Below are 25015 nucleotides of genomic sequence, written 5' to 3'. Positions count from 1 at the left end.
AAGCAGCGGAGAGTACCTGCGGGTAACCCTCAGGGATGCGAAAAATGGACGCCTGACCAAGATTTTTCGGCGCGCACGCCCCGCCGGAGCCGAAGGCCTTCCGGCGGGGCGAGCACGGCCACGTGTCCGGACAGGGCTCACTCCAGCGTCGCCGGGTTCACCTCGCGCACCTCCCCGTCCACCCGGAGCCAGCGCGTGATGCCCAGGGAGCGCAGGAACGGCAGGTCGTGTCCGGCCACGACCAGCGCGCCCTCGTAGGCCTCCAGCGCGGTGGTGAGCTGCTCGACGGAGGCGAGGTCGAGGTTGTTCGTCGGTTCGTCCAGGAGCAGGAGCTGCGGGGCGGGCTCGGCGAGCAGGAGCGCCGCGAGGGTGGCCCGGAAGCGCTCGCCGCCCGAGAGCGTGCCCACGACCTGGTCGGCCCGCCGGCCCCGGAAGAGGAACCGGGCGAGTTGGGCGCGGGCGCCGTTGTTCCCGGCCCGGGGAGCCAGCCGTGTCACGTTCTCGGCGATACTCAGCTCCTCGTCCAGCACGTCCAGGCGCTGCGGCAGCAGCCGTGCGGGGACGTGCGTCGTGATCGTCCCCGCGGCGGCGGGGAGCCGCCCGGCGATCGTGTGCAGCAGCGTCGACTTGCCCGCGCCGTTCGCCCCGATCAGGGCGATCCGCTCGGGCCCGTGCACGTCGAACGTGGCCTGGACGCCGCAGCGCAGCTCCACCTCCCGCAGGGTGAGCACCTGCCGGGCCGGGGGCACGGCGGTGGCGGGGAGGTCCACCCGGATGCGTTTGTCCTCCCGCACCTGCTCGGCCGCCTCCGTCAGCCGCTCCCGGGCCTCGGCGAGCCGCTGCTCGTGCAGGATGCGGTGCTTGCCCGCCGAGACCTGCGCGGTGCGTGCCCGCATCCGCATGACGGCTCGCGGCTCGCGCTTGTTGGCGTACATCTTCTTCGCGTACCGGTCCCGGGCGGCGAGATGCTGCCGGGCCTCGATCAACTCCCGCTTCTGCCGCTGGACGTCGGCCTCGGCCACCCGCACCATCCGTTCGGCGGCCGCCTGTTCGGTGGCCAGGGCCTCCTCGTAGGCCGAGTACCCGCCGCCGTAGACGCGCACCGAGCCGTCGTCCAGGTCGGCGATCCGGTCGACGCGCTCCAGCAGTTCGCGGTCGTGGCTGACGACGACGAGCAACCCCGGCCAGCCGTCGACGGCCTCGTACAGCCGCCGCCGGGCGGTCAGGTCGAGGTTGTTGGTCGGCTCGTCCAGGAGCAGCACGTCGGGACGGCGCAGCAGGAGCGCGGCGAGCCGGAGCAGCACGCACTCGCCGCCGGACATCTCACCGATCGTGTGGTCGAGCTGGACGCCGCTGAGGCCGAGCGAGTCCAGCGTGGCGCGGGCGCGCTCCTCGACGTCCCAGTCGTCGCCGACGACCGTGAAGTGCTCCTCGCGCGCGTCACCGGACTCGATCGCGTGCAGGGCGGCGCGGCGCTCCGCCACGCCGAGGGCCTCGTCCACCCGCACCCCCGTCGCCAGCGTGACGTCCTGGGGCAGATAGCCGACCTCGCCGACGACGCGCAACGTCCCCTCCGTGGGTTCGAGGTCACCGGCCATCAGCTTCAGCAGCGTGGACTTGCCGGAGCCGTTGCGGCCGATGAGCCCGACGCGTCCGGTGCCGAAGAGGAGATCGAGGCCGTCGAAGACGGTGGTGCCGTCGGGCCAGGTGAAGGCCAGCCCGGAGGCCGTGACCGACAGGTGGGTTCGGGCGGTGGACGACAGGCGTGAGGTAGACATGGGCGCCTCCGGGGAGCCGTGCGAGCGAGTCGCGGGGGAGCGGTGGACGACGTGGGGAAGACACCGCGGACCGGGCCAGGAGGGGGAGAGGCCGGGAGAGGAGCGTCAGGCGGGCTCGCCTCCGAGGTCGCACCCGTGGCACGCGCCGGACGGCGCCGACGACCCGGAACGCGGGTACGCCGGTGTGCACACGGTGTCTTCCGACCTCAGACGAGCAACGGCCTTCTCCGATCGACGACATCACGGCCGAGGTAGAAGGTAGGGGCGGACCCGGGAGTGTGCAAGGGATTTACGCGGGGCCGGGAACTGTGCTGTGCTGCCGTCCATGGTCCATACCAGTGCGCATGCCGCTCACCCGACGGTGCCGCTGCGGCCGATGACCGTCCCCGCCCACGAGGCGGCGGACCGCAGCCGTGCCTTCCACGCCGTCATGGCCCGCCGCCGCACCGTGCGGGACTTCGACTCCCGGCCCGTTCCCGACACCGTGGTCGACTGGGCGATCCGTACGGCCGCGACCGCGCCCAGCGGTGCCCACGTTCAGCCCTGGCGCTTCGTCGTCATCACCGACCCGGACCGCAAGCGGCGGCTGCGCGAGGCCGCCGAGGCGGAGGAGCGGGAGTTCTACGAGCGCCGCGCCTCCGCGGAATGGCTGGAGGCGCTGGCCCCCCTGGGCACCGACTGGCGCAAGCCGTTCCTGGAAGAGGCCCCGGTGGTGATCGTCGTTTTCGAGGTCCACAAGGGGCCGCAGACGCCGCGGCCCTACTACACCAAGGAGTCCGTCGGCATCGCCGTCGGACTCCTGCTGGCCTCGCTGCACCAGGCGGGCCTGGCCACCCTCACCCACACACCGAGCCCGATGCGGTTCCTGGGCGAGGTGTGCGAGCGCCCGCCCGAGGAGCGCGCCGCCTACGTCATCCCCGTCGGCTACCCGGCCCCGGACGCGCGGGTGCCGGACCTGAGCCGCAAGAGCCTGGACGAGGTCGTCGTGCGGCTGTGACGGCACCGGGGCGCCCGGGGCCGGAAACCCGGCCCCGGGCGCCCCGGTGTTCAGCTCAGGCCATACCGACGGATCAGGCCAGGCCGGCGCGGCGCAGGGCGTCGGCCATCGCGTCGTTGGCGGGCGGCGCGTCCTGGCGTCGGCCCTCGCGCCGGCCGTCCTTGCGGCCGCCGCGCTGCCCGCGGCGTTCGCCCTCGCGCCGCTGCGGGACGCCCGCCGGTCGGCCGCCACGGCGCTCCCCGTCGGGCTTGCCCGGCTCGTCGTCCAGCCGCAGCGTCAGCGAGATGCGCTTGCGGTTCTCGTCGACCTCCAGAACCTTCACCTTCACGATGTCTCCGGGCTTGGCGACGTCGCGCGGGTCCTTCACGAACGTCTTCGACATGGCCGAGACGTGGACCAGGCCGTCCTGGTGGACGCCCACGTCCACGAACGCCCCGAACGCCGCCACGTTGGTGACGACGCCCTCGAGCACCATGCCGGGGCGGAGGTCGCCGAGCTTCTCCACGCCCTCCTTGAACGCCGCCGTGCGGAACGCGGGCCGCGGGTCGCGCCCGGGCTTCTCCAGCTCGGCCAGGATGTCGGTGACGGTGGGCAGGCCGAAGGCCTCGTCCACGAAGTCGGCCGGCTTCAGGGACCGCAGCACCTTGGTGTTGCCGACGAGCGTCGCGACGTCGCCGCCCTCGGCCCGCGCCATCCGCCGCACCACCGGGTATGCCTCGGGGTGCACGCTGGAGGCGTCCAGCGGGTCTTCCCCGCCCCGGATGCGCAGGAAGCCCGCACACTGCTCGAAGGCCTTGGGGCCCAGGCGCGGCACGGACTTGAGCGCGGTGCGGCTGCCGAAGGGCCCGTTGGCGTCCCGGTGGGACACGATGTTCTCCGCGAGTGTGGCCCCGATCCCGGAGACGCGGGAGAGCAGCGGCGCGGAGGCGGTGTTGACGTCCACGCCGACGCCGTTCACGCAGTCCTCGACGACGGCGTCCAGCGAGCGGGAGAGCTTCACCTCGGACAGGTCGTGCTGGTACTGGCCGACGCCGATCGAGCGCGGGTCGATCTTGACCAGCTCGGCCAGCGGGTCCTGGAGGCGCCGCGCGATGGACACGGCGCCGCGCAGCGACACGTCCAGCTCCGGGAGTTCCTGCGAGGCGAACGCCGAGGCGGAGTACACCGAGGCCCCGGCCTCGGAGACCATCACCTTCGTCAGCCCCAGCCCGGGCTCGCGGGCCAGCAGGTCGGCGGCCAGCCTGTCCGTCTCCCGGGAGGCGGTGCCGTTGCCGATGGCGATCAGCTCCACCCCGTGGGCCCGGGCCAGCCGGGCGAGGGTGGCCAGCGACTCGTCCCACTTGCGCGCGGGGGCGTGCGGGTAGATCGTCGCCGTGTCGGCGACCTTCCCGGTGGCGTCCACCACGGCGACCTTGACCCCGGTGCGCAGCCCCGGGTCCAGCCCCATCGTGGCGCGGCTGCCCGCCGGGGCCGCCAGCAGCAGGTCCCGCAGGTTGGCGGCGAAGACGCCGACGGCCTCGTCCTCGGCGGCCTGCCGCAGCCGGGTGCGCAGGTCGATCTGAAGGTGCACCAGGACGCGGGTGCGCCAGGCCCAGCGGACCGTCCCCGCCAGCCAGTCGTCCGCCGGGCGCCCCCGGTGGACGATACCGAAGCGGGCCGCGATGGCCCGCTCGTAGGGACCGGGGCCCGTCGTCTCGGTGCTCTCGGCCGCCTCGGGCTCCAGGGCGAGGTCGAGCACCTCCTCCTTCTCACCGCGCAGCATGGCCAGCACCCGGTGGGAGGGCAGCTCGGTGAAGGGTTCGGCGAAGTCGAAGTAGTCGGCGAACTTCGCGCCCTGCTCCTCCTTGCCCTCCCGCACTCTGGCGGTCAGCCGCCCGTGCTGCCACATGCGCTCGCGCAACTCGCCGATCAGGTCGGCGTCCTCGGAGAACCGCTCGGTGAGGATGGCCCGGGCGCCCTCGAGCGCCGCGCCCGCGTCGGCCACCCCGCCTTCCGGGGCGACGAACGCGGCGGCCGCGGCCTCGGGCGCCACCGTCGGGTCCGCGAGCAGCCCCTCCGCGAGCGGCTCGAGACCCGCCTCGCGCGCGATCTGCGCCTTGGTGCGGCGCTTGGGCTTGTAGGGCAGGTAGATGTCCTCCAGCCGGGCCTTGGACTCGGCCGCGCGGATGCGCGCCTCCAGGGCGTCGTCCAGCTTGCCCTGCTCCCGCACGGAGTCGAGGATGGCGGTGCGCCGCTCCTCCAACTCCCGCAGATAGCGGAGCCGTTCCTCGAGGGTCCGCAGCTGCGCGTCGTCCAGCGTGCCGGTGGCCTCCTTGCGGTAGCGGGCGATGAACGGCACGGTCGAGCCGCCGTCGAGAAGGTCGACAGCGGCCTTGACCTGGCGTTCTGCGACGCCGAGCTCGTCGGCGATCCTGGCTTCGATGGACTGGGTCGTTGCGGTCACGCCCCGCATTGTGGCAGGCCGCCGTGACGGCGTGGGGAACCCCCGCCGTGGCCGTGGCCGCTCAGCCGCCGATGAGGTCGTCGGGAAAGCCGCCCGCCCCGATCACGGCGCCGCTGAAGACGGTGCCGAGCTCGGTGAGGCGCTCCACGCCCGCCGCGCCGAGGTGTTCGTAGGGTGCGCGGTCCCTGCGGTCGGTCTCGACCTCCAGTTCGCGGCGCAGGGCGACGCCCTCGTCGGTGAGTTCCCCCGCGGCGTCCAGAAGTCCCCGGGCGCGCAGCCGCTCCTGGGCCGCGCTCCAGTCGTCCTCGGTGTAACCGCGGGTCCCAAGCGCCCACTTGAGGCTCATGCCCTTGCCGGAGGCGGTGTGGGTGACCTGCGCGTCGAGCCCCGGGAGGTCCGCGCCCTGGAGGACGGCGAGGTGGGCGTCGCCGCGGTGCTCCCGCAGCAGGGTGGCGGCGTGCCACAGGGCCAGGTGGGGTTCCTCCGGCACGGGCAGGTCGGCGTGCGCGGCGTACAGCGGCCGGGCTCCGCGCTCGCAGGCCTCGGTGGCGCGCAGGGCGAGCGTGGCGGCCTCGGCGAGCTCGGGGGAGGCGATGGCCTCGGGGCCGAGGAGCCGGCGCAGGCTGCGGTCGGCCGCCCGGAGCCGGGCGTCCAGGACCTGCCCCGGCGTGGCCGTCTCCCAGGCCGCGGGCAGGTGGCGGGCGATGAGGTCGTAGCTGAAGCTGTAGAACGTCGCGGCGACGGTGCCGGGGCCGACGGCCCCGAGCGCGGCGGAGCGGCTGGTGAAGTAGGCGGACGACCAGTCGGTGAGGCCGAGGGCGCCCATCTCCTCGCGCGTCTCGGGGGTGAAGTAGACGGTGGAGTGCAGCGGGTTGAGGACGTTGTGGCAGCGTCGCCCGGCACGCTCGTGGAGTGTCGTCATGCCGACACGCTACTGAGCGCTTGCTTATCTGGCTAGGCCCGCTTGGCCCGGGTTTCCCGGGCCCCGGTCGCCGCCGGACGTCTCGGGCCAGGCGAACCGCGGGGTGCGCCGCTCCAGGAACGCGGCCACGCCCTCCTGCGCCTCCCCGCTGGCCTCGGACTCACGCAGCCAGTGGGCCGCCCGCTCCGGCGGCACCGGCCCGGCCGCGAACTCCTTGGCCGCCGCCTGGGTCAGTCGGGAGCGCCCGGTGAGGGTGCGGGTGAAGGCGGCCACCCGGTCGTCGAGTTCCGCCGTGGGCAGGACCTCGTCCAGCAGGCCGGTGCGCAGAGCCCGGCCGGAGTCGATGAGCTCGGCGGAGAAGAGCAGGTACTTGGCCGTGGCCGGGCCGACGAGCCCGACCAGCCGGCGCGTGGAGGGGGCGGGGTAGGCGATGCCGAGCTTGGCGGGGGTGATCCCGAACCGGGCGTCCTGGGCGGCGAACCGCAGGTCACAGGCGACGGCGAGCTGGCAGCCGCCGCCGACGCAGAAGCCGCGGACGGCGGCGACCGTCGGCTTGGGGAAGGCGGCCAGGGCCTCCTCGGCGGCCACGGCGAGGCCCTGCGGCGTGCTGTCCCCGCGCAGGTCGGCGATGTCGGCCCCGGCGCAGAAGGTGTCGCCCGAGCCGGTCAGCACCAGGGCGCGGACCCCGGGGTCGGCCGCCAGGCGGTCCAGGGTCACGGGCAGATCCCGCCACATCGCCGCCGTCATCGCGTTGCGCTTGGCGGGGTGGTGCAGACGTACGGTCGCGACGGCGTCGGACACCGTGCACAGCAGACCTGACTCCATGCCCGGATGCTATGCCCCGCGTCGGCGGGGGAGCCGTGTGGGTCGCTACGTCTGGAAGGGGAATCCCCGGACTTAGGTACGAATCCGGGCATGCGGCCCGGAATACCCCAGAAGTCGATCGCTTCCGATCGTTCTCACCGTTGGTCCGTTCGTAAAAGGCGGATAAGGAAATAAAGAAGGTCAATTCCAGGCAGGTTGCCCTTGGGTAACGGCGTGGGTCAACACTCGAAGGGAACAGGCGGCCCGCCCGGCGCGACGGGCCGCGCCGCGACGGAGAAGAGGGCGGGTGCCGATCACGATGGAGAGCAGCGGGAGAGCCCTGCAGCCACCGCCGCAGGGCGGGGTGGCCTATGAAGGAGCCTGGCGGTTCACCGCCCCCGCGCTGGACTCCTCGGTGCCGCGGGTGCGTCACGCCGTACGCGACCTGATCCGGCGGCAGCGGGCACCCGTGCCACCGGACCACCTCGACGGGCTGATGCTCATCGTCTCCGAGCTGGTGACGAACTCCGTCCGCCACGCCGCCCTGCTCTCCCCGCAGCTCGGGGTGGAGGTCTCGCTGGGTGACGGATGGGTGCGCGTGGCCGTCGAGGACGGCCACCCCTACCGACCCAAGGCGCTGGTGTCCGACCCCGCCGAGGAGCACCTCGGCGGGCGCGGGCTGCTGCTGGTGAAAGCTGTCGTCGCCGAGTACGGCGGGGCCTGCGACGTCGAGCAGACGGCCGCGGGTGGCAAGGTCGTGTGGGCCGCCCTGCCGCTGGCGGAGCGCTGAGGCCCGTCCGGCGGATCAGGCCGGAAGACGCCGTACGCCACCCGGCGGAACCGCCGTGCGGCCGGCAGTCGGCCCGCCCCGGGCGTGGAGCCGCGCGAGGGTCACCAGCCGCCGCGGCTGCCGACGGCGGTGCGGATGCCGGGCCGGGCGGCGTCCAGGACGGTCATGAACCACGCCGAGAACGTGTCCCTGGCGTGCCGGGCGGCGAGCTCCTCCGGGGTGACGAACGCCGTCTCGGCGACCTCCTCCGGGTCCGGGGAGAGCGGCGCCCGGACGAGCCCGGCGAACAGGTGGTTGTACTCCTGCTCCACGAGCCCCGAGGCGGGGTCGGGGTGGTTGTAGGTGACCGTCCCGGCCTCGGCCAGCAGGGTCGGGGCCACGCCCAGCTCCTCCTGGACGCGGCGCGTGGCGGCGGCGAACGGTGACTCCCCGGGGTAGGGGTGCCCGCAGCACGTGTTGGACCACACGCCGGGGGAGTGGTACTTGCCCAGGGCCCGGCGCTGGAGCAGGAGCCGGCCGTCGTCGTCGAAGAGGAAGACCGAGAACGCCCGGTGCAGCCGCCCCGGCGCCTGGTGGGCGGAGAGCTTCTCCGCCGTGCCGATCGTCGTGCCCTGCTCGTCGACGAGCTCCAGCATGATGGGTGCCGCGGTGTCGTTGCTCATATGGGCCTTTATATCGCTGGACGGGGCCCCGGCGCCGCGAGTTGGCGATCTTGTCAGTGGCAGACCCGGGCCTCGTGTTCCGCGTGGCCGTGCGGCTCCAGCTGGAACGTGCAGTGCTCGACGTCGAAGTGGTCCCCCAGGCAGTACCGCAGGGCGCGCAGGACGCGGTCGTGGCCGCCGGCGTCCAGCACGTCGTCGTCCACCACCACGTGGACGGAGAGCACGGGCAGCCCCGAGGTGATCGTCCACACGTGCAGGTCGTGCAGCCCCTCCACGCCGTCGACGTCGAGGATGTGACGCCGTACCTCGTCGACGTCCACGTCCTTCGGGGCCGCCTCCAGCAGCACGTCCAGCGCCTCCCGGGCGAGCTTCACCGTGCGCGGCACGATCATCAGCGCGATGACGAGGGAGGCGATCACGTCGGCGCGGGTCCAGCCCGTCACGATGATGACCAGCGCGGCGGCCACCACGGCCAGCGAGCCGAGGGCGTCCGCCAGCACCTCCAGGAAGGCGCCGCGCACGTTCAGGCTCTCCTTCTGGCCCCGCATGAGCAGCGCCAGCGACACCAGGTTGAGGGCGAGGCCCAGCAGGCCGATGAGGACGGTCGGCACGCCCGGCACCTCGGCCGGTTCGCGCAGCCGCCGGGCGGCCTCGACGAGGATGTAGCCGCCGACCCCGAGCAGCAGCAGGCAGTTGAACAGGGCCGCGAGGATCTCCACCCGGGCGAGCCCGAAGGTGCGCCGCCCCGCCGCGGGCCGGTTGGCGAAGTGGATGGCGGTGAGCGCGACCGCGATGCCGGTCGCGTCCGTGGCCACGTGCCCGGCGTCGGCGAGCAGGGCGAGCGAGCCGGTGAACCAGGCGCCGGTGATCTGCACCACCAGCAGGGTGAGGGCGATCACCAGCGCGGTCAGCAGACGCCCGCGGTGGGCGTTCGAGGCCGTGCCGCCGCCTGTCGGTGGTCCGCCGTGATGATGGCCCGCACCCATGTGAACCCAGCCTCCCGTTTGCGACCGCGGACGGCGGGACCGCCGCCCACGATCGTCCAGTGAACTACGGGCGGGGGGTATGTGCAACGCGGCGCTGAAACCCGTTGTCATATGCGATGACCTGCGACTTTGCCAGCACCGGTGACCAGCGAGGACGCCGGTGTGGGGGTGGTGTGGCCAGGGGGAGGGGGTGCCGTGAGAGACCTGTGCCGCGCCGGGCCCGGTGCCGGTTCGCGACCCGTTTGTCGCGTACACAAGCCCCCAGGGGTGAATCTGCGATGAACAGCAGCTTCCGGCTATCGGATAGCCTCTGCGCGAGGCGCTGCCCCGAACAGGTGAAGGGGCGCCCGTGTGCCCTGCCGTGCCACGGTCCGGCACCGGCCGGAGCCCGGACGGGGAAACGCTGCCAAGGAGTGAGTTCGTCTGTCGACCGCCATTCTCACCGGTCAGCCGGCCGTCGGATCGCCCCTTGAGGCGCATCTGCGGTCGCTCGGGTTCACCGTGCGCGCCGCCGCCGGAGCCGGCGAGATCGCCGGGCTGCTCGCCGCCGCGGCGCCGGGCGAGCGCGTCGCCGTCGTCGACCACCGGTTCACCGGGCACCTGCACAGCCTCCGCCTCGGCCTGACCGACCCCCGCTTCCCGGCCGCCGCCGTCCCCGGTGCCGTCACCGCCCAGCCGGCCGCCCGCAGCCGGCTGGCCCGCGCCGTGGCGGCCGCCGAGACCGCGGGCGAGTCCTTCGCCGACGGGCCCAGCCCGCTGCCGGACCGGCTCGCCGACCTGCTCGACGCCGACGGCGAGCCCGTGCACCGGCCCGAGCTGGGCACCCTCGTCGCCGCCGTGCCCGCCGACGCGGCCGCGGCCGCCGCCGCCCAGGAGCGCACCGAGGCCGTGGACGAGGAGTCGGTGCGGCTGCGCTCGGCCGTGAAGTCCCGCGACGGCTTCTTCACCACCTTCTGCGTCAGCCCCTACTCGCGCTACGTCGCCCGCTGGTGCGCCCGCCGCGGGCTGACCCCCAACCAGGTCACCACGGCCTCCCTGCTGACCGCGCTCCTGGCCGCCGGCTGTGCGGCCACCGGCACCAGGGGCGGGTTCGTCGCGGCCGGGGCGCTGCTCCTCGCGTCCTTCGTCCTCGACTGCGCCGACGGCCAGCTCGCCCGCTACGCCCTGCGCTACTCGACGCTGGGCGCCTGGCTGGACGCGACCTTCGACCGGGCGAAGGAGTACGCCTTCTACGCGGGGCTCGCGCTCGGCGCCGCGCGCGGCGGCGACGACGTGTGGGGGCTCGCGCTGGCCGCCATGGTCGTCCAGACCGTGCGGCACGTCGTCGACTTCTCCTTCACCGAGGCTCAGCACGACGCGACGGGCAACACCAGCCCGACGGCGGCGCTCTCCGGCCGGCTGGACGCGGTCGGCTGGACGGTGTGGGCCCGGCGCATGATCGTGCTGCCCATCGGCGAACGCTGGGCGTTGATCGCCGTCCTCACCGCGCTGACGACGCCCCGCACCACGCTCGTCGTGCTCATCGCGGGCTGCGTGCTGGCCGCCTGCTACACCACCGCCGGACGGGTCCTGCGCTCGGTGACGCGACGGGCCCGGCGCACCGAGCGCGCCGCGCTGGCCCTGGCCGACCTGGCGGACAGCGGCCCCCTCGCCACCCTGGCCGCCCGGACCGCGAGACCCCCGCTGTCCGCCCCGGTGTGGGCCGGTGCCGCCGCGGTCCTGGTCCTGGGCGCCGCGCTGTGGGCCCCGGCTGGGAGCTGGTGGCCCGCCCTCGCCGCGTGCGGGTACGCCCTCCTGTCCGGCTGGGCCATCTCCCGTCCGCTGACCGGGGCCCTCGACTGGCTGGTGCCCCCGCTCTTCCGGGCGGCCGAGTACGGCACCGTGCTCGTGCTCGCCGCCCGCTCGGAGGTGAACGGCGCCTTGCCGGCGGCTTTCGGGCTGGTGGCCGCCGTCGCCTACCATCACTACGACACGGTGTACCGCATCCGCGGCGGGACCGGGGCGCCGCCTTCGGTACTCGTCCGCGCGGTCGGCGGGCACGAGGGGCGGACCGTGCTGGTCGCCCTCGCCTCCGCCCTGTGGTCCGGCTCGACCGGCTTCCCTCTGGCGCTCACAGCCCTCGCCGGGCTGGTGGCGTGCGCGGTGCTCACCGAGAGTGTCCGCTTCTGGGTGTCCTCCGCGGCACCCGCAGTTCACGACGAGACAGGAGTACCCGCATGATCGGCCTCGTGCTGGCCGCCGGCGCCGGACGGCGTCTGCGTCCCTACACCGACACGCTTCCCAAGGCCCTGGTGCCCGTCGACGGCGAGACCACCGTCCTCGACCTGACCCTGGGGAACTTCGCCGAGGTCGGCATCACCGAGGTCGCGGTCGTCGTCGGGTACCGCAAGGAGGCCGTCTACGAGCGGAAGGCGGCGCTGGAGGAGAAGTACGGCGTCAAGCTGACCCTCATCGACAACGACAAGGCCGAGGAGTGGAACAACGCCTACTCCCTGTGGTGCGCGCGGGACGTCATCAAGCAGGGCGTGATTCTCGCCAACGGTGACACCGTCCACCCCGTCTCCGTCGAGAAGACCCTGCTCGCCGCCCGTGGCAAGGGGAGGATCATCCTCGCCCTCGACACCGTCAAGCAGCTCGCGGACGAGGAGATGAAGGTCGTCACCGGCGACGGGGGCGGCGTTCAGAAGATCACCAAGCTGATGGACCCCGCCTCGGCCACCGGTGAGTACATCGGCGTCACGCTCATCGAGGGCGAGGTGGCCGAGGAGCTGGCCGACGCCCTGAAGACCACCTTCGAGCGGGACCCGGACCTCTACTACGAGGACGGTTACCAGGAGCTCGTCAACCGTGGCGTGACCGTCGACGTCGAGCCCATCGGCGACGTCCGCTGGGTCGAGATCGACAACCACGACGACCTCGCCAAGGGCCGGGAGATCGCGTGCCAGTACTGACCCGGCTGATCCCCTCGCCGGTCGTCGTCGACATCCGGCGCGGTGCGATCGACGACCTCGGCTGCGTCCTCGCCGACGAGCGCATCGCCGCCTCCGGCAAGCTCGCCGTCGCCATCAGCGGCGGCTCGGGCGCGGCCCTGCGCGAGCGGCTCTCACCCGCCCTGCCCGGCGCGAGCTGGTACGAGGTCGGCGGTGGCACCCTCGACGACGCCGTCCAGCTCGCCGACGCCATGAAGTCCGGCCGCTACGACGCCGTCGTCGGGCTCGGCGGCGGCAAGATCATCGACTGTGCGAAGTTCGCCGCCGCGCGTGTCGGGCTGCCGCTCGTCGCCGTCGCCACGAACCTCTCGCACGACGGCCTGTGCTCGCCCGTCGCCACCCTCGACAACGACGCCGGCCGCGGCTCCTACGGCGTGCCCAACCCGATCGCCGTCGTCATCGACCTCGATGTCGTCCGGCAGGCGCCGCCGCGCTTCGTCCGCTCCGGCATCGGGGACGCGATCTCGAACATCTCCGCCGTGGCCGACTGGGAGCTCTCCCACCGGGTGACCGGCGAGAAGGTCGACGGGTTGGCCGCCGCCATGGCCCGGCAGGCCGGCGAGGCCGTGCTGCGCCACCCCGGCGACATCGACGACGACGGCTTCCTCACCGTCCTCGCCGAGGGCCTGGTGCTCACCGGCATCTCCATGTCCGTCGCGGGCGACAGCCGCCCGGCCTCCGGCGCCTGCCACGAGATCAACCACGCCTTCGACCTGCTCTACCCGCGCCGGGCCGCCAGCCACGGCGAGCAGTGCGGCCTCGGCGCGGCCTTCGCCATGCACCTGCGGGGCGCGGCCGAGGACGCCGGGCTGATGGCCCAGGTCCTGCGCCGCCACGGCCAGCCCGTGCTCCCGCAGGACATCGGCTTCAGCGTGGAGGAGTTCGTCAAGGCCGTGGAGTTCGCTCCGCAGACGCGCCCCGGCCGCTACACGATCCTCGAGCACCTCGACCTGTCCACCGACCAGATCAGGGACGCCTACGCCGACTATGCCAAAGCCATCGGTAGCTGAACTCCGGCCGGTCGTACACCCCGAGGGGGTCAAGGACCGGCGCAGCGGTGAACACTGGGCCGGGCGCCTGTACATGCGGGAACTCTCGCTGCGGTGCGACCGGTACCTGGTGGACACCCGCATCACCCCGAACCAGCTGACGTACCTCATGGTCGTCGCCGGGGTGCTGGCCGGGGCGGCACTCCTGCTGCCCGGCCTCGGGGGCGCGATCCTCGCCGCCCTCCTCATACAGCTGTACCTGCTGCTCGACTGCGTGGACGGCGAGATCGCCCGCTGGCGGCAGCAGACCTCGGTCACCGGCGTCTACCTCGACCGCGTGGGCCACTACCTGGCCGAGGCCGCCCTGCTGACCGGCTTCGGCCTGCGCGCCGCCGACCTCTTCGGCGCCGAGGGCGAGGCGAACTGGATGTGGGCGTTCCTGGGCGGCATGGCCGCGCTCGGCGCCATCCTCATCAAGGCCGAGACGGACCTGGTGGACGTCGCCCGGGCCCGCAGCGGGCTGCCCGCCGTCCGGGACGAGGCCGCCGTGCCCCGCTCCTCCGGCCTGGCCGTGGCCCGGCGGGCGGCGGCCGCGCTGAAGTTCCACCGGCTGGTCGGCGGCGTCGAGGCCTCGCTGCTGATCCTGCTCGTCGCCGTCGCCGACGCCGCCGCGGGCGGGCTGTTCTGGACCCGGCTGGGCGTGGCGGTGCTGGCCGCCATCGCCGTCCTGCAGACGGTCCTGCACCTGGTGTCCGTCCTCGCCTCCAGCAGGCTGCGATGAGCGGCGCCGGGCGCCCGCTGCGGCTCGGCGCCGTCGTGCTCACCATGGGCGACCGCCCCGAGGAGCTGCGCGCCCTGCTGGAGTCCGTGGCGCGGCAGGAGGGCGAGCCCGTCGAGGTCGTCGTCGTCGGCAACGGCGCCCCCCTGCCGCGGCTGCCGAAGCCGCCCGGCGGCCTGCGCACCGTCGAACTGCCGGAGAACCTCGGCATCCCCGGCGGACGCAACGCGGGCATCGAGGCGTTCGGCCCCGGCGGACGGGACGTCGACGTCATCCTCTTCCTCGACGACGACGGGCTGCTGCCGCGCACCGACACCGCCCGGCTGTGCCGGGAGGCCTTCGCCGAGGACGAGAAGCTCGGCATCGTCAGCTTCCGCATCGCGGACCCCGACACGGGCGCCACCCAGCGGCGGCACGTGCCCCGGCTGCGCGCCGCCGACCCGATGCGCTCCTCCCGGGTCACCACGTTCCTCGGCGGCGCGAGCGCGGTGCGCACCGCCGTCGTCCAGGAGGTGGGCGGCCTGCCGGACGACTTCTTCTACGCCCACGAGGAGACCGACCTCGCCTGGCGGGCCCTGGACGCCGGCTGGGACATCGTCTACCGTGCCGACCTCGTCCTGCACCACCCGACGACCGCCCCCAGCCGGCACGCCGTCTACCACCGGATGGTGGCGCGCAACCGGGTCTGGCTGGCCCGTCGGCTCCTGCCCGCCCTCCTCGTCCCCGTCTACCTGGGGGTGTGGATTCTGCTCACGCTGGCCCGGCGGCCGTCCCGGGCGGCGCTGCGGGCCTGGCTGGGCGGTTTCCGCGAGGGCTGGCGCACTCCGTGCGGTCCCCGTCGCCCCCTTCGCTGGCGTACGGTGTGGCGCATGACCCGGCTGGGGCGACCTCCCGTCATCTGACAAGCTCGGGTCTGAGAACATCAGCACCCGATTCCTTTTACACAAGAGGACGTAAGTTTCCCCGTGAGCGAGTCAGCACACGATCGTGCGGTCGCCGTGAACGCGCCGCCCTGCCCCGACGACGGGCTGACCCCCGCAGAGCTGGCGGCCAAGTACGGCCTGACCGTCAGCGGGGCGAGGCCCTCCCTGCCCGCGTACGTCCGGCAGCTGTGGGCCCGGCGGCACTTCATCGGTGCCTTCTCCCGCGCCAAGCTCCAGGCCCAGTACAGCCAGGCGAAGCTCGGCCAGCTCTGGCAGGTCGCCACCCCGCTGCTCAACGCGCTGGTGTACTTCATCATCTTCGGCTGGATCATGGGAGCGCGCGAAGGCGTGCCGGGCGGCCCCGGGAACTACATCCCGTTCCTGGTGATCGGCGTCTTCGTGTTCACCTTCACCCAGCAGTCGGTTCTCTCCGGGGTGCGGGCGATCTCCAGCAACCTGGGGCTCGTCCGGGCGCTGCACTTCCCGCGCGCGTCCCTGCCGATCTCCTTCGCCCTGCAGCAGCTCCAGCAGCTGCTGTACTCGATGGTCGTCCTGCTCGTGGTGCTGCTCTCCTTCGGCCAGTACCCGGCCTGGTCCTGGCTGCTGGTGCTGCCGGCCCTGCTGCTCCAGTTCGTCTTCAACAGCGGCGTGGCCCTGGTCATGGCCCGGCTGGGGAGCAACACCCCCGACCTCGCCCAGCTCATGCCGTTCATCCTGCGGACCTGGATGTACGCCTCGGGCGTCATGTTCCCGCTGCACTACATGCTCGTCGAGAACGCGAAGCTGCCGCTGTGGGCCGCCGACCTCGTCGCCATGAACCCGGCCGCCGTCTACATGGACCTGATGCGGCTCGCGCTGATCGACGACTACACGACCGCCGCCATCGCCCCGCACGCCTGGCTGCTCGCGCTCGGCTGGGCTCTGCTCGCCGGCGGGCTGGGCTTCGTCTACTTCTGGAAGGCCGAGGAGCGGTATGGCCGTGGCTGAACCGACCAACCCGACGGACACGGTGGGCGTGGGGCCGGAGGCCGCGCGGACGCCGACCGTGATCGCGGACGACGTGCACATCGTCTACCGGGTGTACGGCGGGGGCGGCGGCCGGGGCAGCGCCACCGCCGCGCTCAACCGAATCCTCCGCCGCAGCCCGGGCAGCCGGGTGCGCGAGGTGCACGCCGTCAAGGGCGTGAGCTTCACCGCCTACCGGGGCGAGGCCATCGGGCTGATCGGCTCGAACGGCTCGGGCAAGTCGACCCTCCTGCGGGCCATCGCCGGGCTGCTGCCCGTGGAGCGCGGCAAGGTCTACACCGACGGCCAGCCCTCCCTGCTGGGTGTCAACGCCGCCCTCCTCAACGACCTCACCGGCGAGCGCAACGTGGTGCTCGGCGGTCTGGCCATGGGCATGTCGCGGGAGGAGGTCCGGGAGCGCTACGAGTCCATCGTGGAGTTCTCCGGGATCAACGAGAAGGGCGACTTCATCACGCTCCCCATGCGCACCTACTCCTCCGGCATGTCGGCTCGGCTCCGGTTCTCCATCGCGGCGGCCAAGCAGCACGACGTGCTGATGATCGACGAGGCGCTCGCCACCGGCGACAAGAAGTTCCAGCGCCGTTCGGAGCAGCGCATCCGTGAGCTGCGCGCGCAGGCGGGCACGGTTTTCCTCGTCAGCCACAACAACAAGTCCATCCGGGACACCTGCGACCGGGTGCTGTGGCTGGAGAAGGGCGAGCTGCGCATGGACGGCCCCACGGAGACCGTCATGAAGGCGTACGAGGAGTTCACCGCCCGGTAGCCGGTGCGTCCCTGGGCATGGTTTCGCTGAGGCCCCCGTCCGGCTGGTTCCGGGCGGGGGCCTCGTGCGTCCCGGCCCGCCGCGGGGTGGGCGCCCGGTACGCCCCCTGGTCGGGGGTGCTGCCGGAGGAGCGGCACATACGACATAAGGTGATCGGATCGGGGCACCGGTATGGCGTGTCCGATATGACGATGATCAGGTTATTGAGTTAGAAACGGAGTCGTGACGGCAATGGCGGCTGGCAGCCCATGGTGACGGTTCCGAACGCGGCGGGGTCCCGCGACCGCGCCACCGGCACCGACGCGCCCGCCACGACGCCCGCGGACGCCGACGTCGCGGTGGGGCTCTTGGCCAAGTCGGCCCGGGAGAACTTCCCGGTCGCCCCCGGCTTCCTGCCCGGCGCCTGGCGCGCGGACCTCATGGCCGTCTACGGCTACGCCCGGCTCGTCGACGACATCGGCGACGGCGACCTGGCCCCCGGCGGCGCCGACGCCCGGCTGCTGGGCGTCCCGCCCGAGCACTCCGAGGACCGGCTCGCCCTGCTCGACGCCGTCGAGGCCGACGTGCTCCGGCTCCACTCCGCCAAAGCCGGGGAGCCCGGGCCGCGGCACCCGCTGCTGCGCGCCCTGCTGCCCGCCGCCCGGCGCGGCGCCCTGCCCCACGCGCCCCTCCTCGACCTCATCGAGGCCAACCGGCTCGACCAGCGCCGGAGCCGCTACGCCACCTGGCAGGAGCTGCTGGACTACTGCGCGCTCTCCGCCAACCCCGTCGGCCGGCTCGTCCTCGCCGTCACCGGTACCACCAGCCCCGAACGCGTCCGCCGTTCCGACGCCGTCTGCACGGCCCTGCAGATCGTCGAGCACCTCCAGGACGTCGCCGAGGACCTGCGCCGCGACCGGGTCTACCTGCCCGCCGAGGACATGGACCGCTTCGGCGTCCGCGAGCGCGACCTCGCCGCCCCCAGCGCGGGCGCCGCGGTGCGGACGCTCGTCGCCGTCGAGGCGGACCGCTCGCGCGCCCTCCTGGACGAGGGCATCCCGCTCGTGGCCAGCGTCCACGGCCGGCTGCGCCTCCTGCTCGCCGGATTCACCGGCGGCGGCCGGGCCGCGCTGCGCGCCATCGCCGCGGCCCGCCACGACGTCCTGGCCGGGCCGCCCACGGCCGGGCGCCCGACCCTGCTGCGCGAGACGACGGCGGTCCTGGCCGCCGCCCGGCGAGGAAACCTGAGATGACCGCGACACCCACGCCCCAGCCCACCCGCACCCCCGCCGGGGATCCCGGACCCGCCGCGGGCCCGCCCGCGACCGGGGCGCCGGAGAGCGGATCGCCGCCCGTGCGCGCCGCCTACGGCTACTGCGAGGCCGTCACCGTCCAGCAGGCCCGCAACTTCGCCTTCGGCATCCGGCTCCTGCCCGCGCCCAAACGGCGCGCGATGTCCGCCCTGTACGCCCTGGCCCGCCGCGTGGACGACATCGGCGACGGCGAACTGGACACCGACACCAAGACCGCGCGGCTCCACGGCACCCGCACCCTGCTGGCCCGCGTCCGGGCGGGCGAGGTGGCCGAGGACGACACCGACCCCGTCGCCGTCGCACTGGCCGACGCCGCCCGACGCTACCCCGTGCCGCTGGACGCCTTCGACGAGCTCATCGACGGCGTCCTCATGGACGTCCGCGAGCGCACCTACCGCACCTGGGACGACCTGAGCGACTACTGCCGCTGCGTGGCCGGCGCCATCGGCCGGCTGTCCCTCGGCGTCTTCGGCACGACGACACCGGGCTCGCCGGAGGCCGCGAAGGCCGCCCACTACGCCGACACCCTCGGCCTCGCCCTCCAGCTCACCAACATCCTCCGCGATCTGCGCGAGGACGCCCAGTTCGGCCGCAGCTACCTGCCGCAGGAGGAGCTGGCCGACTTCGGCTGTGTCGGCGTGTTCGGCTCGGCCACAGTCCCGCCCGGCGCCGACCTGGCCGGGCTCGTCCAGTACCAGGCCCGGCGCGCCCGCAGGCTCTTCGCCGAGGGTTACCGGCTGCTGCCGCTGCTCGACCGGCGCTCCGGGGCCTGCGTGGCCGCGATGGCCGGCATCTACCGGGCCCTGCTGGACCGGATCACCGCCGACCCGGAGGCCGTGCTGCGCGGGCGGGTCAGCGTGCCCACCCGGCGCAAGGCGCTCGCCGTCGCCCGCGGGCTGTCCGGAGTCGACAGCCTGGCCGTCCGCCGACGGCTCGCCCGGCTGCCCGGTGGGGGCCCCGCGTGAGCTCCACGCGCCCGGGCCCTGCCGAAGCCGACGCGTGCCAGGGAGCGGAGAGCGGGCGTGCCACCGTCGTCGGCGGCGGTCTCGCCGGGATCACCGCGGCCCTCAGGCTCGCCGAGGCGGGTCTGCGGACCACTCTGGTCGAGTCGCGTCCCCGGCTGGGCGGGCTGGCCTTCTCCTTCCGTCGCTCGTCCCCGGCCGGAGAGCTGAGCGTGGACAACGGCCAGCACGTCTACCTGCGCTGCTGCACGGCCTACCAGGGGCTGCTGGAACGGGTGGGAGCACGGGCGCTCGCGCCCCTGCAACGGCGGCTGGACATCCCCGTCCTGGACGCCGGCCGGGCCCGGCACCGCCTCGGCCGCATCCGCCGCAGCGCCGCACCCGTGCCACTCCATCTGACGGCCTCTCTGGCCACCTACCCGCACCTCAGCCCCGCCGAACGGATCGCCGCGGCACGCGCGGCCCTCGCCCTGCGCGGCCTCGACCCGGCCGACCCGGCGCTGGACGCCGTGGACTTCGGCTCCTGGCTGCGGGCGCGCGGCCAGTCCGCCCGCAGCGTGCGGGCCCTGTGGGACCTCGTGGGCGTCGCCACGCTCAACGCCCGCGCCGAGCACGTCTCACTCGCCCTGGCCGCCATGGTCTTCCGCACCGGGCTCCTCACCGCCCCCGGGGCCGCGGACCTCGGCTGGGCCCGGGTACCGCTCGGCCGACTGCACGACACCCTCGCCCGCCGCGCCCTGGGACGCGCCGGCGTCCGGGTCCTCACCGGCACCCGGATCGCGGCCCTGCGCCCCGGTGCCGACGGTGCCTGGGAGGCGGTGGGCGCCCGCCAGGGCGCGCGGGAGGCCGTGCCCGCGGCCGGCACCGTGGTGCTGGCCGTCCCGCCCGACCAGGCCGGCGCCCTGCTGCCCCCGGGAGCCCTCGACGTCCCCGGGCGGCTGGAGCGGATCGGCGCCGCGCCGATTCTCAACGTCCACGTCGTCTACGACCGCCCGGTGCTGCGCCGCCCCTTCTTCGCCGCGATCGGCAGCCCCGTCCAGTGGGTCTTCGACCGGACCGAAGCCTCCGGGCTCCCGCCCGGTGGCGGGCAGTACCTGGCACTGTCCCAGTCCGCGGTGCACGACGAGATCGACGAGCCTGTGGCCGCGCTGCGCGAGCGGTACCTGCCGGAGCTGTCCCGGCTGCTGCCCGGAGCGCGCGGCGCCGGGGTGCGGGACTTCTTCGTCACCCGTGAACGGGAGGCCACCTTCGCACCCGCCCCGGGCGTCGAGCGTCTCAGGCCCACCCCGCACACCCGTGCGCCGGGTGTATACCTGGCGGGCGCATGGTGCGCCACCGGGTGGCCCGCGACCATGGAGAGTGCGGTACGCAGCGGCCACGCCGCCGCACGTGAGGCCCTGGACCGCCTGGGGCGGCCGGCCGGTGACACCCCCTGGGAGTCCCCGGCGGGAAGACCGCTGAACGCTAAGGAGACCATGTGAACCCGGTGCAACCGGCCGACGCCGGCATCGACACCGCAGGAGTGACCGCCCTGCTCGGCCGTGGACGCACGCTCCCCCTGGCGGATCTGCGGGCTGCCGTGGGGCGTCTCGCGGCCCCGATGGACACGGTCGCCGCCTACCACTTCGGCTGGATCGACGCGCAGGGCCGCCCCTCGGAGGGCGACGGTGGCAAGGCCGTTCGCCCGGCCCTGGCCCTGCTGTCAGCGGAGGCGGTCGGCGCGGCGCCCGAGGCCGCGATCCCCGGCGCCGTGGCGGTCGAGCTGGTCCACAACTTCTCCCTGTTGCACGACGACCTGATGGACGGCGACGAGCAGCGCCGTCACCGCGACACCGTCTGGAAGGTGCACGGGCCCGCGCTGGCCGTCCTCGTCGGGGACGCGCTGTTCGCCCTGGCCCAGGAGGTCCTGCTGGAGCTGGGCACCGCGGAGGCCGCGCGCGCCGCCCGGCGGCTGACCACGGCCAGCCGCGCCCTGATCGACGGCCAGGCGCAGGACATCTCCTTCGAGCACCGCGAGCGCGTCGACGTCACCGAGTGCCTGGAGATGGAGGGCAACAAGACGGGCGCGCTGCTGGCCTGCGCCTGCTCCGTCGGAGCCGTGCTCGGCGGTGGCGACGAGGCCGCGGCCGACGCCCTGCACGCCTACGGCTACCACCTGGGGCTGGCCTTCCAGGCGGTCGACGACGTCCTGGGCATCTGGGGCGATCCGCTCGCGACCGGCAAGCTCGCCTGGAGCGACCTGCGCCGGCGCAAGAAGTCCATGCCGGTCGCGGCGGCGCTGGCCGCGCCCGGGGTCGCGGCCGAACGGCTGGGGGAGCTGCTGACGGCGGACGCGAAGAAGTCCCAGGCCGAGTTCGAGGACTTCGACGAGACGGAGTTCGCCACCCGGGCGGCACTCATCGAGGAGGCCGGGGGACGCGCCTGGGCCGAGGCCGAGGCGCGGCGGCAGCACGCCGTGGCCGTGCGGGCCCTGGACGGCGTCGCGATGGCCCCCGGGGTGCGGGCGCAGTTCGTGGCGCTCGCGGACTTCGTGATCGAACGCAGCCGCTGAAACCGGCACCGGCGCGCAGGCCGGAGCGCCGGCCCACCCGGCCCCGGCTGAGCCGGGGCCGGTGTCCTCGCCCCGGCGCTCAGTCCAGGAGGCGTGCGCGCAGGGCGGCGCGGGTCTCGTCACTGAGCCGGAGGCCGCTGCGCAGGTAGGTGTCGACGTCGCCCCATTCCTCGGTGATCGTGGCGTAGGCGGCGGCGAGGTACTCGACCCGCGCGTCGAAGAAGGGCTTCAGCAGTTCCCGCACCTCGGGGTCGATGCTCTTCTGCCCCCCGCTGTGGCCCGGCTGGCCGTTCGCGCCGCCGCGGTGCATCGGATAGCGCCGGTGCGGATCGTTGGAGAGCAGGTAGTCCGCCTCGATGGCCTCCCGCTCGACGCCGAGGGCCATCAGGGTGATCGCGACGGACAGACCCGCCCGGTCCTTCCCGGCCGCGCAGTGCATGAGCACCGGGACGCCGCCCCCGGCGAGGTCGTGCAGCACCCGGCTGTGCTCGGCGGTCCGGCTGCGGACGATGTCCCGGTAGGACGCCTGCATCCGCAGCACCGCTTGGCCGTCGGCCAGCTCCGCGCGCAGCAGCTCCACCGCGCCCTCCCGGACGAGCTGCCAGAACTCCGCGCCGTGCGCGGGGTCGGTGAGGGGTATGTTCACGTTGCGCACGCCGGGCAGGGCGACGTCCAGGCCGTCGAGCACCTGGTCGGCCTCGTTGCGGAAGTCGTAGACGGTGCGCAGTCCGAGGCCGGCGAGGAACTCCGCGTCCTCGGCCGTGGCCCGCGCGAGGTGGCCGCTGCGGTAGAGCACGCCGTGGCGGACCCGGCGTCCGTCCGTGGTCGGCAGGCCGCCGACATCGCGGAAATTGCGGACTCCGGCGAGGACGGGCTCAAGGGCTTCGGACGTCACAGGCGCTCCTTTACGGGTACCGGGGGCGGCGACACCCGACGATACGGTAATCGGATCGTGCCCGGTCAGGGGTCATGCGCCGTAGGCTGGCCGGGTGACCGGTGGCGGACTCTTCCCCCGCCCGGCGTCCGAGGTGGCGCCGGGGGCCGTCCATCTGCCCGGCTGGCTGGACGAGGACGCCCAGGCGGAGCTGCTGGCCGCCTGCCGCGCCTGGGCGAGGCCGCCCGCCGGGCTGCGGACGGTCCGGATGCCGCGGGGCGGCCGCATGTCCGTGCGGCAGCTCAGCCTGGGCTGGCACTGGTACCCCTACGGGTACGCCCGTACGGTCGTCGACGGGGACGGCGCGCCGGTGAAGCCCTTCCCGCCGTGGCTGGGGGAGTGGGCGCGGGCGGCGGTGGCCCGGGCCTACGGGCGGGACACGGACGTGGTGGACACGGCCTACGACGTCGCACTGGTCAACTTCTACGACGCGTCGGCCCGGATGGGGATGCACCGGGACACCGACGAACGCTCCGACGCCCCGGTGGTCTCGTTCAGCCTCGGTGACACCTGTGTCTTCCGGTTCGGGTTGCCCCACTCCGAGGGGCGGGACGGCACCACTCCCTCCGGCCGGGGCGGGCCCTGGACGGACGTGGAGCTGGTCAGCGGGGACGCCTTCGTGTTCGGGGGGCCGTCGCGCCACGCCTACCACGGCGTCCCCCGGACCAGGCCCGGCACCGCGCCGGCCGCCCTCGGGCTGCGCGGCAGGCTCAACGTCACGGTGCGCCGCCGCTGACCTCCGTCTGGGCGCCGGTCGTTGAACCTGCTTCCGGCCTGCCCGAACGGACGTCCAGGACCTTCACCCGGAAGGGTTGGCGAGGGGTGGCGATTGTGCCGACTGAGCCCGTGGCACCCGCTGACGGCTATTAGCGTGAGGGGCGCCGGTCGCCGGTGGGGTGACGAACTTCCCCCGCGGGCACGGGATCCCCTGACTGCCAGAGGACTGTGATGCCTGAACTCCCGCGCTACGCGGCCCGAAACGGAATGGGACTTTCCTCTTCCGTGTCAGCCGCTCCCGTGTCCCGGCCGGCCCACCACGGCCCGGCCCAGGCCTCCGCGGAGGCCGCCGCACCCCGGCCTGGCCGCACGGCCCGGCACGGGCGCGGGCCCGGCCGGGGACGGACGGCACGGGAGACCCCGGAGACCCCGGAGGCGCGGCGGCTGCTGGGGCTCGCCGTACTCCCGGCCGGGCTCACCGCCGTCGCCGCCGCCCTCGTCATCGGCTGGCTGCTGCGGGCCGGTGACCTTCTCGGAGCTGCGGGCCCGGGTGCCGCGACGGTCTGGAGCGCGCTCGGCGTCGGCGTGCTGCTCTGCTCGCTCATCATCATGGGCGGCGCCTACGCCGCCTGGACCCAGGCCCGCGACACCGCGGGGCGGTACGCGGCCCTGCGCCGCGCGGCGGCTCGCAACCAGGCGGCCCTGCACCGCCTGCTCGCCCGGCTGGAACGGGGCGAGCGGCCCGTCCGCCCCGACCTCCCGCCGCTGCCCGAGCCCCCGGGGGACGCCCTCGGCCTGCTGGCCCACGAGGTCACCCTGGCCCAGCGCACGGCGGAGGCGGCCGTCGTGGAGGCCGCGGTGCTCTCCCGGGGCGGCGAGCCGGGCAGCGAGGAGAAGGTCGAGGTGTTCGTCAACCTCGCCCGGCGGCTGCAGTCCCTCGTCCACCGCGAGATCGAGATCCTCGACGAGTTGGAGAACGACGTCGAGGACCCCGACCTCCTCAAGGGGCTCTTCCACGTCGACCACCTGGCCACCCGGGTGCGGCGGCACGCGGAGAACCTGGCCGTGCTCGGCGGCGCGGTGTCCCGCCGCCAGTGGACGCGCCCGGTGACGGCCACCGAGGTGCTGCGCTCGGCGATCGCCGAGGTCGAGCAGTACCCGCGGGTCAAGCTCGTCCCGCCGATCCAGGGCACCGTGCGCGGGCACGCCGTGGCCGACGTCATCCATCTGCTCGCCGAACTCATCGAGAACGCCACGGTGTTCTCCGCCCCCCAGAGCTCCGTCCTGCTGCGCGCCCAGTACGTCACCTCGGGCCTCGCGATCGAGGTCGAGGACCGCGGGCTGGGCATGACGGGCGCCGAGCTGGCCCGCATGAACGCGCTCCTCGGCGACCCGGAGCACATCGACATCGGCCACCTCCTCCAGGACGGCCGGATCGGCCTGTTCGTCGTCTCCCAGCTCGCGCGGCGCCACGGGATCGCGGTACAGCTCCAGGCCAACATCTACGGTGGCGTCCAGGCCGTGCTCGTCCTGCCGAAGGTCCTGCTCGGGGACCCGGCCGACGACTCCCAGGACGACGAGCTTCTCCCACTCGACCCGGCCCGGACGGACGCCGCGCCCCTCACCGCGCCGGGCCGCGCCCCCGCCGCGGAGGCCCCCGCGCCCGGGCCCCCCGCGCCCCGCCCCACGCCCGAGCATCACGCTGCTC

General features: G+C 74.1%; 22 protein-coding genes. 15 read left to right on the top strand and 7 right to left on the bottom strand.

Annotation, left to right across the window (positions count from 1 at the left end; genetic code table 11):
- Window positions 1-137: 137 nt before the first annotated feature.
- Window positions 138-1778: an ABC-F family ATP-binding cassette domain-containing protein gene (locus HPT28_RS02760; protein ID WP_219088840.1), complete on the bottom strand. Its 1641-nt coding sequence runs from the start codon at window positions 1776-1778 to the stop codon at window positions 138-140.
- A gap of 325 nt (window positions 1779-2103) precedes the next feature.
- Between HPT28_RS02760 and HPT28_RS02755 the strand changes: the two genes are divergently transcribed.
- Window positions 2104-2775 (top strand): nitroreductase family protein, encoded by a 672-nt coding sequence (locus HPT28_RS02755; RefSeq protein WP_219088838.1) that lies wholly within the window; start codon window positions 2104-2106, stop codon window positions 2773-2775.
- Between the two features lie 73 nt (window positions 2776-2848).
- Here HPT28_RS02755 and HPT28_RS02750 read toward each other — a convergent pair whose 3' ends face one another.
- The 3 genes from HPT28_RS02750 to HPT28_RS02740 all read right to left on the bottom strand — a co-directional run bounded on the left by HPT28_RS02750 (window position 2849) and on the right by HPT28_RS02740 (window position 6965).
- A complete protein-coding gene (locus HPT28_RS02750; protein ID WP_308119048.1) occupies window positions 2849-5218 on the bottom strand; it encodes a Tex family protein in 2370 nt (789 codons plus the stop codon).
- Between the two features lie 61 nt (window positions 5219-5279).
- Window positions 5280-6140 carry a hypothetical protein gene (locus HPT28_RS02745; RefSeq protein ID WP_219088834.1) on the bottom strand — a complete coding sequence of 287 codons (861 nt, stop codon included), beginning with the start codon at window positions 6138-6140 and terminating at the stop codon, window positions 5280-5282.
- A gap of 24 nt (window positions 6141-6164) precedes the next feature.
- Window positions 6165-6965, bottom strand: coding sequence for an enoyl-CoA hydratase/isomerase family protein (locus HPT28_RS02740; protein ID WP_219088833.1), 801 nt, complete (start codon window positions 6963-6965; stop codon window positions 6165-6167).
- A 298-nt stretch (window positions 6966-7263) separates the two neighbouring features.
- Here HPT28_RS02740 and HPT28_RS02735 point away from each other — a divergent pair, with 298 nt between their 5' ends.
- Complete coding sequence (locus HPT28_RS02735) at window positions 7264-7734, top strand: ATP-binding protein (protein ID WP_219089099.1); 471 nt, start codon at window positions 7264-7266, stop codon at window positions 7732-7734.
- Between the two features lie 101 nt (window positions 7735-7835).
- Here the strand turns inward: HPT28_RS02735 and idi are convergent, their stop codons facing one another.
- On the bottom strand, window positions 7836-8396 hold the full coding sequence (idi, locus tag HPT28_RS02730) for an isopentenyl-diphosphate Delta-isomerase (RefSeq protein WP_219088831.1): 561 nt from the start codon (window positions 8394-8396) through the stop codon (window positions 7836-7838).
- A 53-nt stretch (window positions 8397-8449) separates the two neighbouring features.
- A complete protein-coding gene (locus tag HPT28_RS02725) occupies window positions 8450-9382 on the bottom strand; it encodes a cation diffusion facilitator family transporter (RefSeq protein ID WP_219088829.1) in 933 nt (310 codons plus the stop codon).
- 423 nt (window positions 9383-9805) lie between these two features.
- Between HPT28_RS02725 and HPT28_RS02720 the strand changes: the two genes are divergently transcribed.
- The 11 genes from HPT28_RS02720 (at window position 9806) to HPT28_RS02670 (ending at window position 21656) form a co-directional block, all read left to right on the top strand.
- Window positions 9806-11602 (top strand): DUF5941 domain-containing protein, encoded by a 1797-nt coding sequence (locus HPT28_RS02720; RefSeq protein ID WP_219089097.1) that lies wholly within the window; start codon window positions 9806-9808, stop codon window positions 11600-11602.
- Complete coding sequence (locus HPT28_RS02715; RefSeq protein ID WP_219088827.1) at window positions 11599-12333, top strand: sugar phosphate nucleotidyltransferase; 735 nt, start codon at window positions 11599-11601, stop codon at window positions 12331-12333. Before HPT28_RS02720 ends, HPT28_RS02715 begins: the two co-directional genes overlap by 4 nt.
- Entirely contained in the window at window positions 12321-13382 is a 1062-nt protein-coding gene (locus tag HPT28_RS02710; RefSeq protein WP_219088826.1) for an iron-containing alcohol dehydrogenase family protein, read from the top strand. Before HPT28_RS02715 ends, HPT28_RS02710 begins: the two co-directional genes overlap by 13 nt.
- Window positions 13360-14142 (top strand): CDP-alcohol phosphatidyltransferase family protein, encoded by a 783-nt coding sequence (locus HPT28_RS02705; protein ID WP_219088824.1) that lies wholly within the window; start codon window positions 13360-13362, stop codon window positions 14140-14142. The genes HPT28_RS02710 and HPT28_RS02705 overlap by 23 nt, the downstream gene beginning before the upstream one ends.
- 17 nt (window positions 14143-14159) lie before the next feature.
- Complete coding sequence (locus HPT28_RS02700; RefSeq protein WP_219089096.1) at window positions 14160-15041, top strand: glycosyltransferase family 2 protein; 882 nt, start codon at window positions 14160-14162, stop codon at window positions 15039-15041.
- A gap of 63 nt (window positions 15042-15104) precedes the next feature.
- Window positions 15105-16049, top strand: coding sequence for an ABC transporter permease (locus tag HPT28_RS02695; RefSeq protein ID WP_219088822.1), 945 nt, complete (start codon window positions 15105-15107; stop codon window positions 16047-16049).
- The gene (locus HPT28_RS02690; RefSeq protein WP_219088821.1) at window positions 16036-16851 is read left to right on the top strand and encodes an ABC transporter ATP-binding protein; all 816 of its coding nucleotides are present in this window, start codon (window positions 16036-16038) and stop codon (window positions 16849-16851) included. Before HPT28_RS02695 ends, HPT28_RS02690 begins: the two co-directional genes overlap by 14 nt.
- A 248-nt stretch (window positions 16852-17099) precedes the next feature.
- Window positions 17100-18083 (top strand): squalene synthase HpnC, encoded by a 984-nt coding sequence (gene hpnC / locus HPT28_RS02685; protein WP_219088819.1) that lies wholly within the window; start codon window positions 17100-17102, stop codon window positions 18081-18083.
- A complete protein-coding gene (gene hpnD / locus HPT28_RS02680; RefSeq protein WP_219088817.1) occupies window positions 18080-19108 on the top strand; it encodes a presqualene diphosphate synthase HpnD in 1029 nt (342 codons plus the stop codon). The genes hpnC and hpnD overlap by 4 nt, the downstream gene beginning before the upstream one ends.
- On the top strand, window positions 19105-20586 hold the full coding sequence (hpnE, locus tag HPT28_RS02675; protein WP_219088815.1) for a hydroxysqualene dehydroxylase HpnE: 1482 nt from the start codon (window positions 19105-19107) through the stop codon (window positions 20584-20586). Before hpnD ends, hpnE begins: the two co-directional genes overlap by 4 nt.
- 5 nt (window positions 20587-20591) lie before the next feature.
- Entirely contained in the window at window positions 20592-21656 is a 1065-nt protein-coding gene (locus HPT28_RS02670; RefSeq protein WP_219089093.1) for a polyprenyl synthetase family protein, read from the top strand.
- A gap of 79 nt (window positions 21657-21735) precedes the next feature.
- On the opposite strand, the gene HPT28_RS02665 is transcribed toward HPT28_RS02670, so the two are convergent.
- A complete protein-coding gene (locus tag HPT28_RS02665; RefSeq protein WP_219088814.1) occupies window positions 21736-22551 on the bottom strand; it encodes a tyrosine-protein phosphatase in 816 nt (271 codons plus the stop codon).
- Window positions 22552-22645: 94 nt separating this feature from the next.
- Between HPT28_RS02665 and HPT28_RS02660 the strand changes: the two genes are divergently transcribed.
- Both HPT28_RS02660 and HPT28_RS02655 read left to right on the top strand, forming a co-directional pair.
- Window positions 22646-23326 (top strand): alpha-ketoglutarate-dependent dioxygenase AlkB, encoded by a 681-nt coding sequence (locus HPT28_RS02660; RefSeq protein WP_219088812.1) that lies wholly within the window; start codon window positions 22646-22648, stop codon window positions 23324-23326.
- Window positions 23327-23592: 266 nt separating this feature from the next.
- Window positions 23593-25015: ATP-binding protein (locus HPT28_RS02655; protein WP_374226908.1), on the top strand; the 1423-nt coding region annotated here is incomplete at its 3' end.

This window comes from Streptomyces sp. JJ38, assembly GCF_019303475.1.
Taxonomy (GTDB): domain Bacteria; phylum Actinomycetota; class Actinomycetes; order Streptomycetales; family Streptomycetaceae; genus Streptomyces.
The sequence above is the reverse complement of the archived record's forward strand: the minus strand, read 5'-3'. Positions and strand labels throughout refer to the sequence as shown.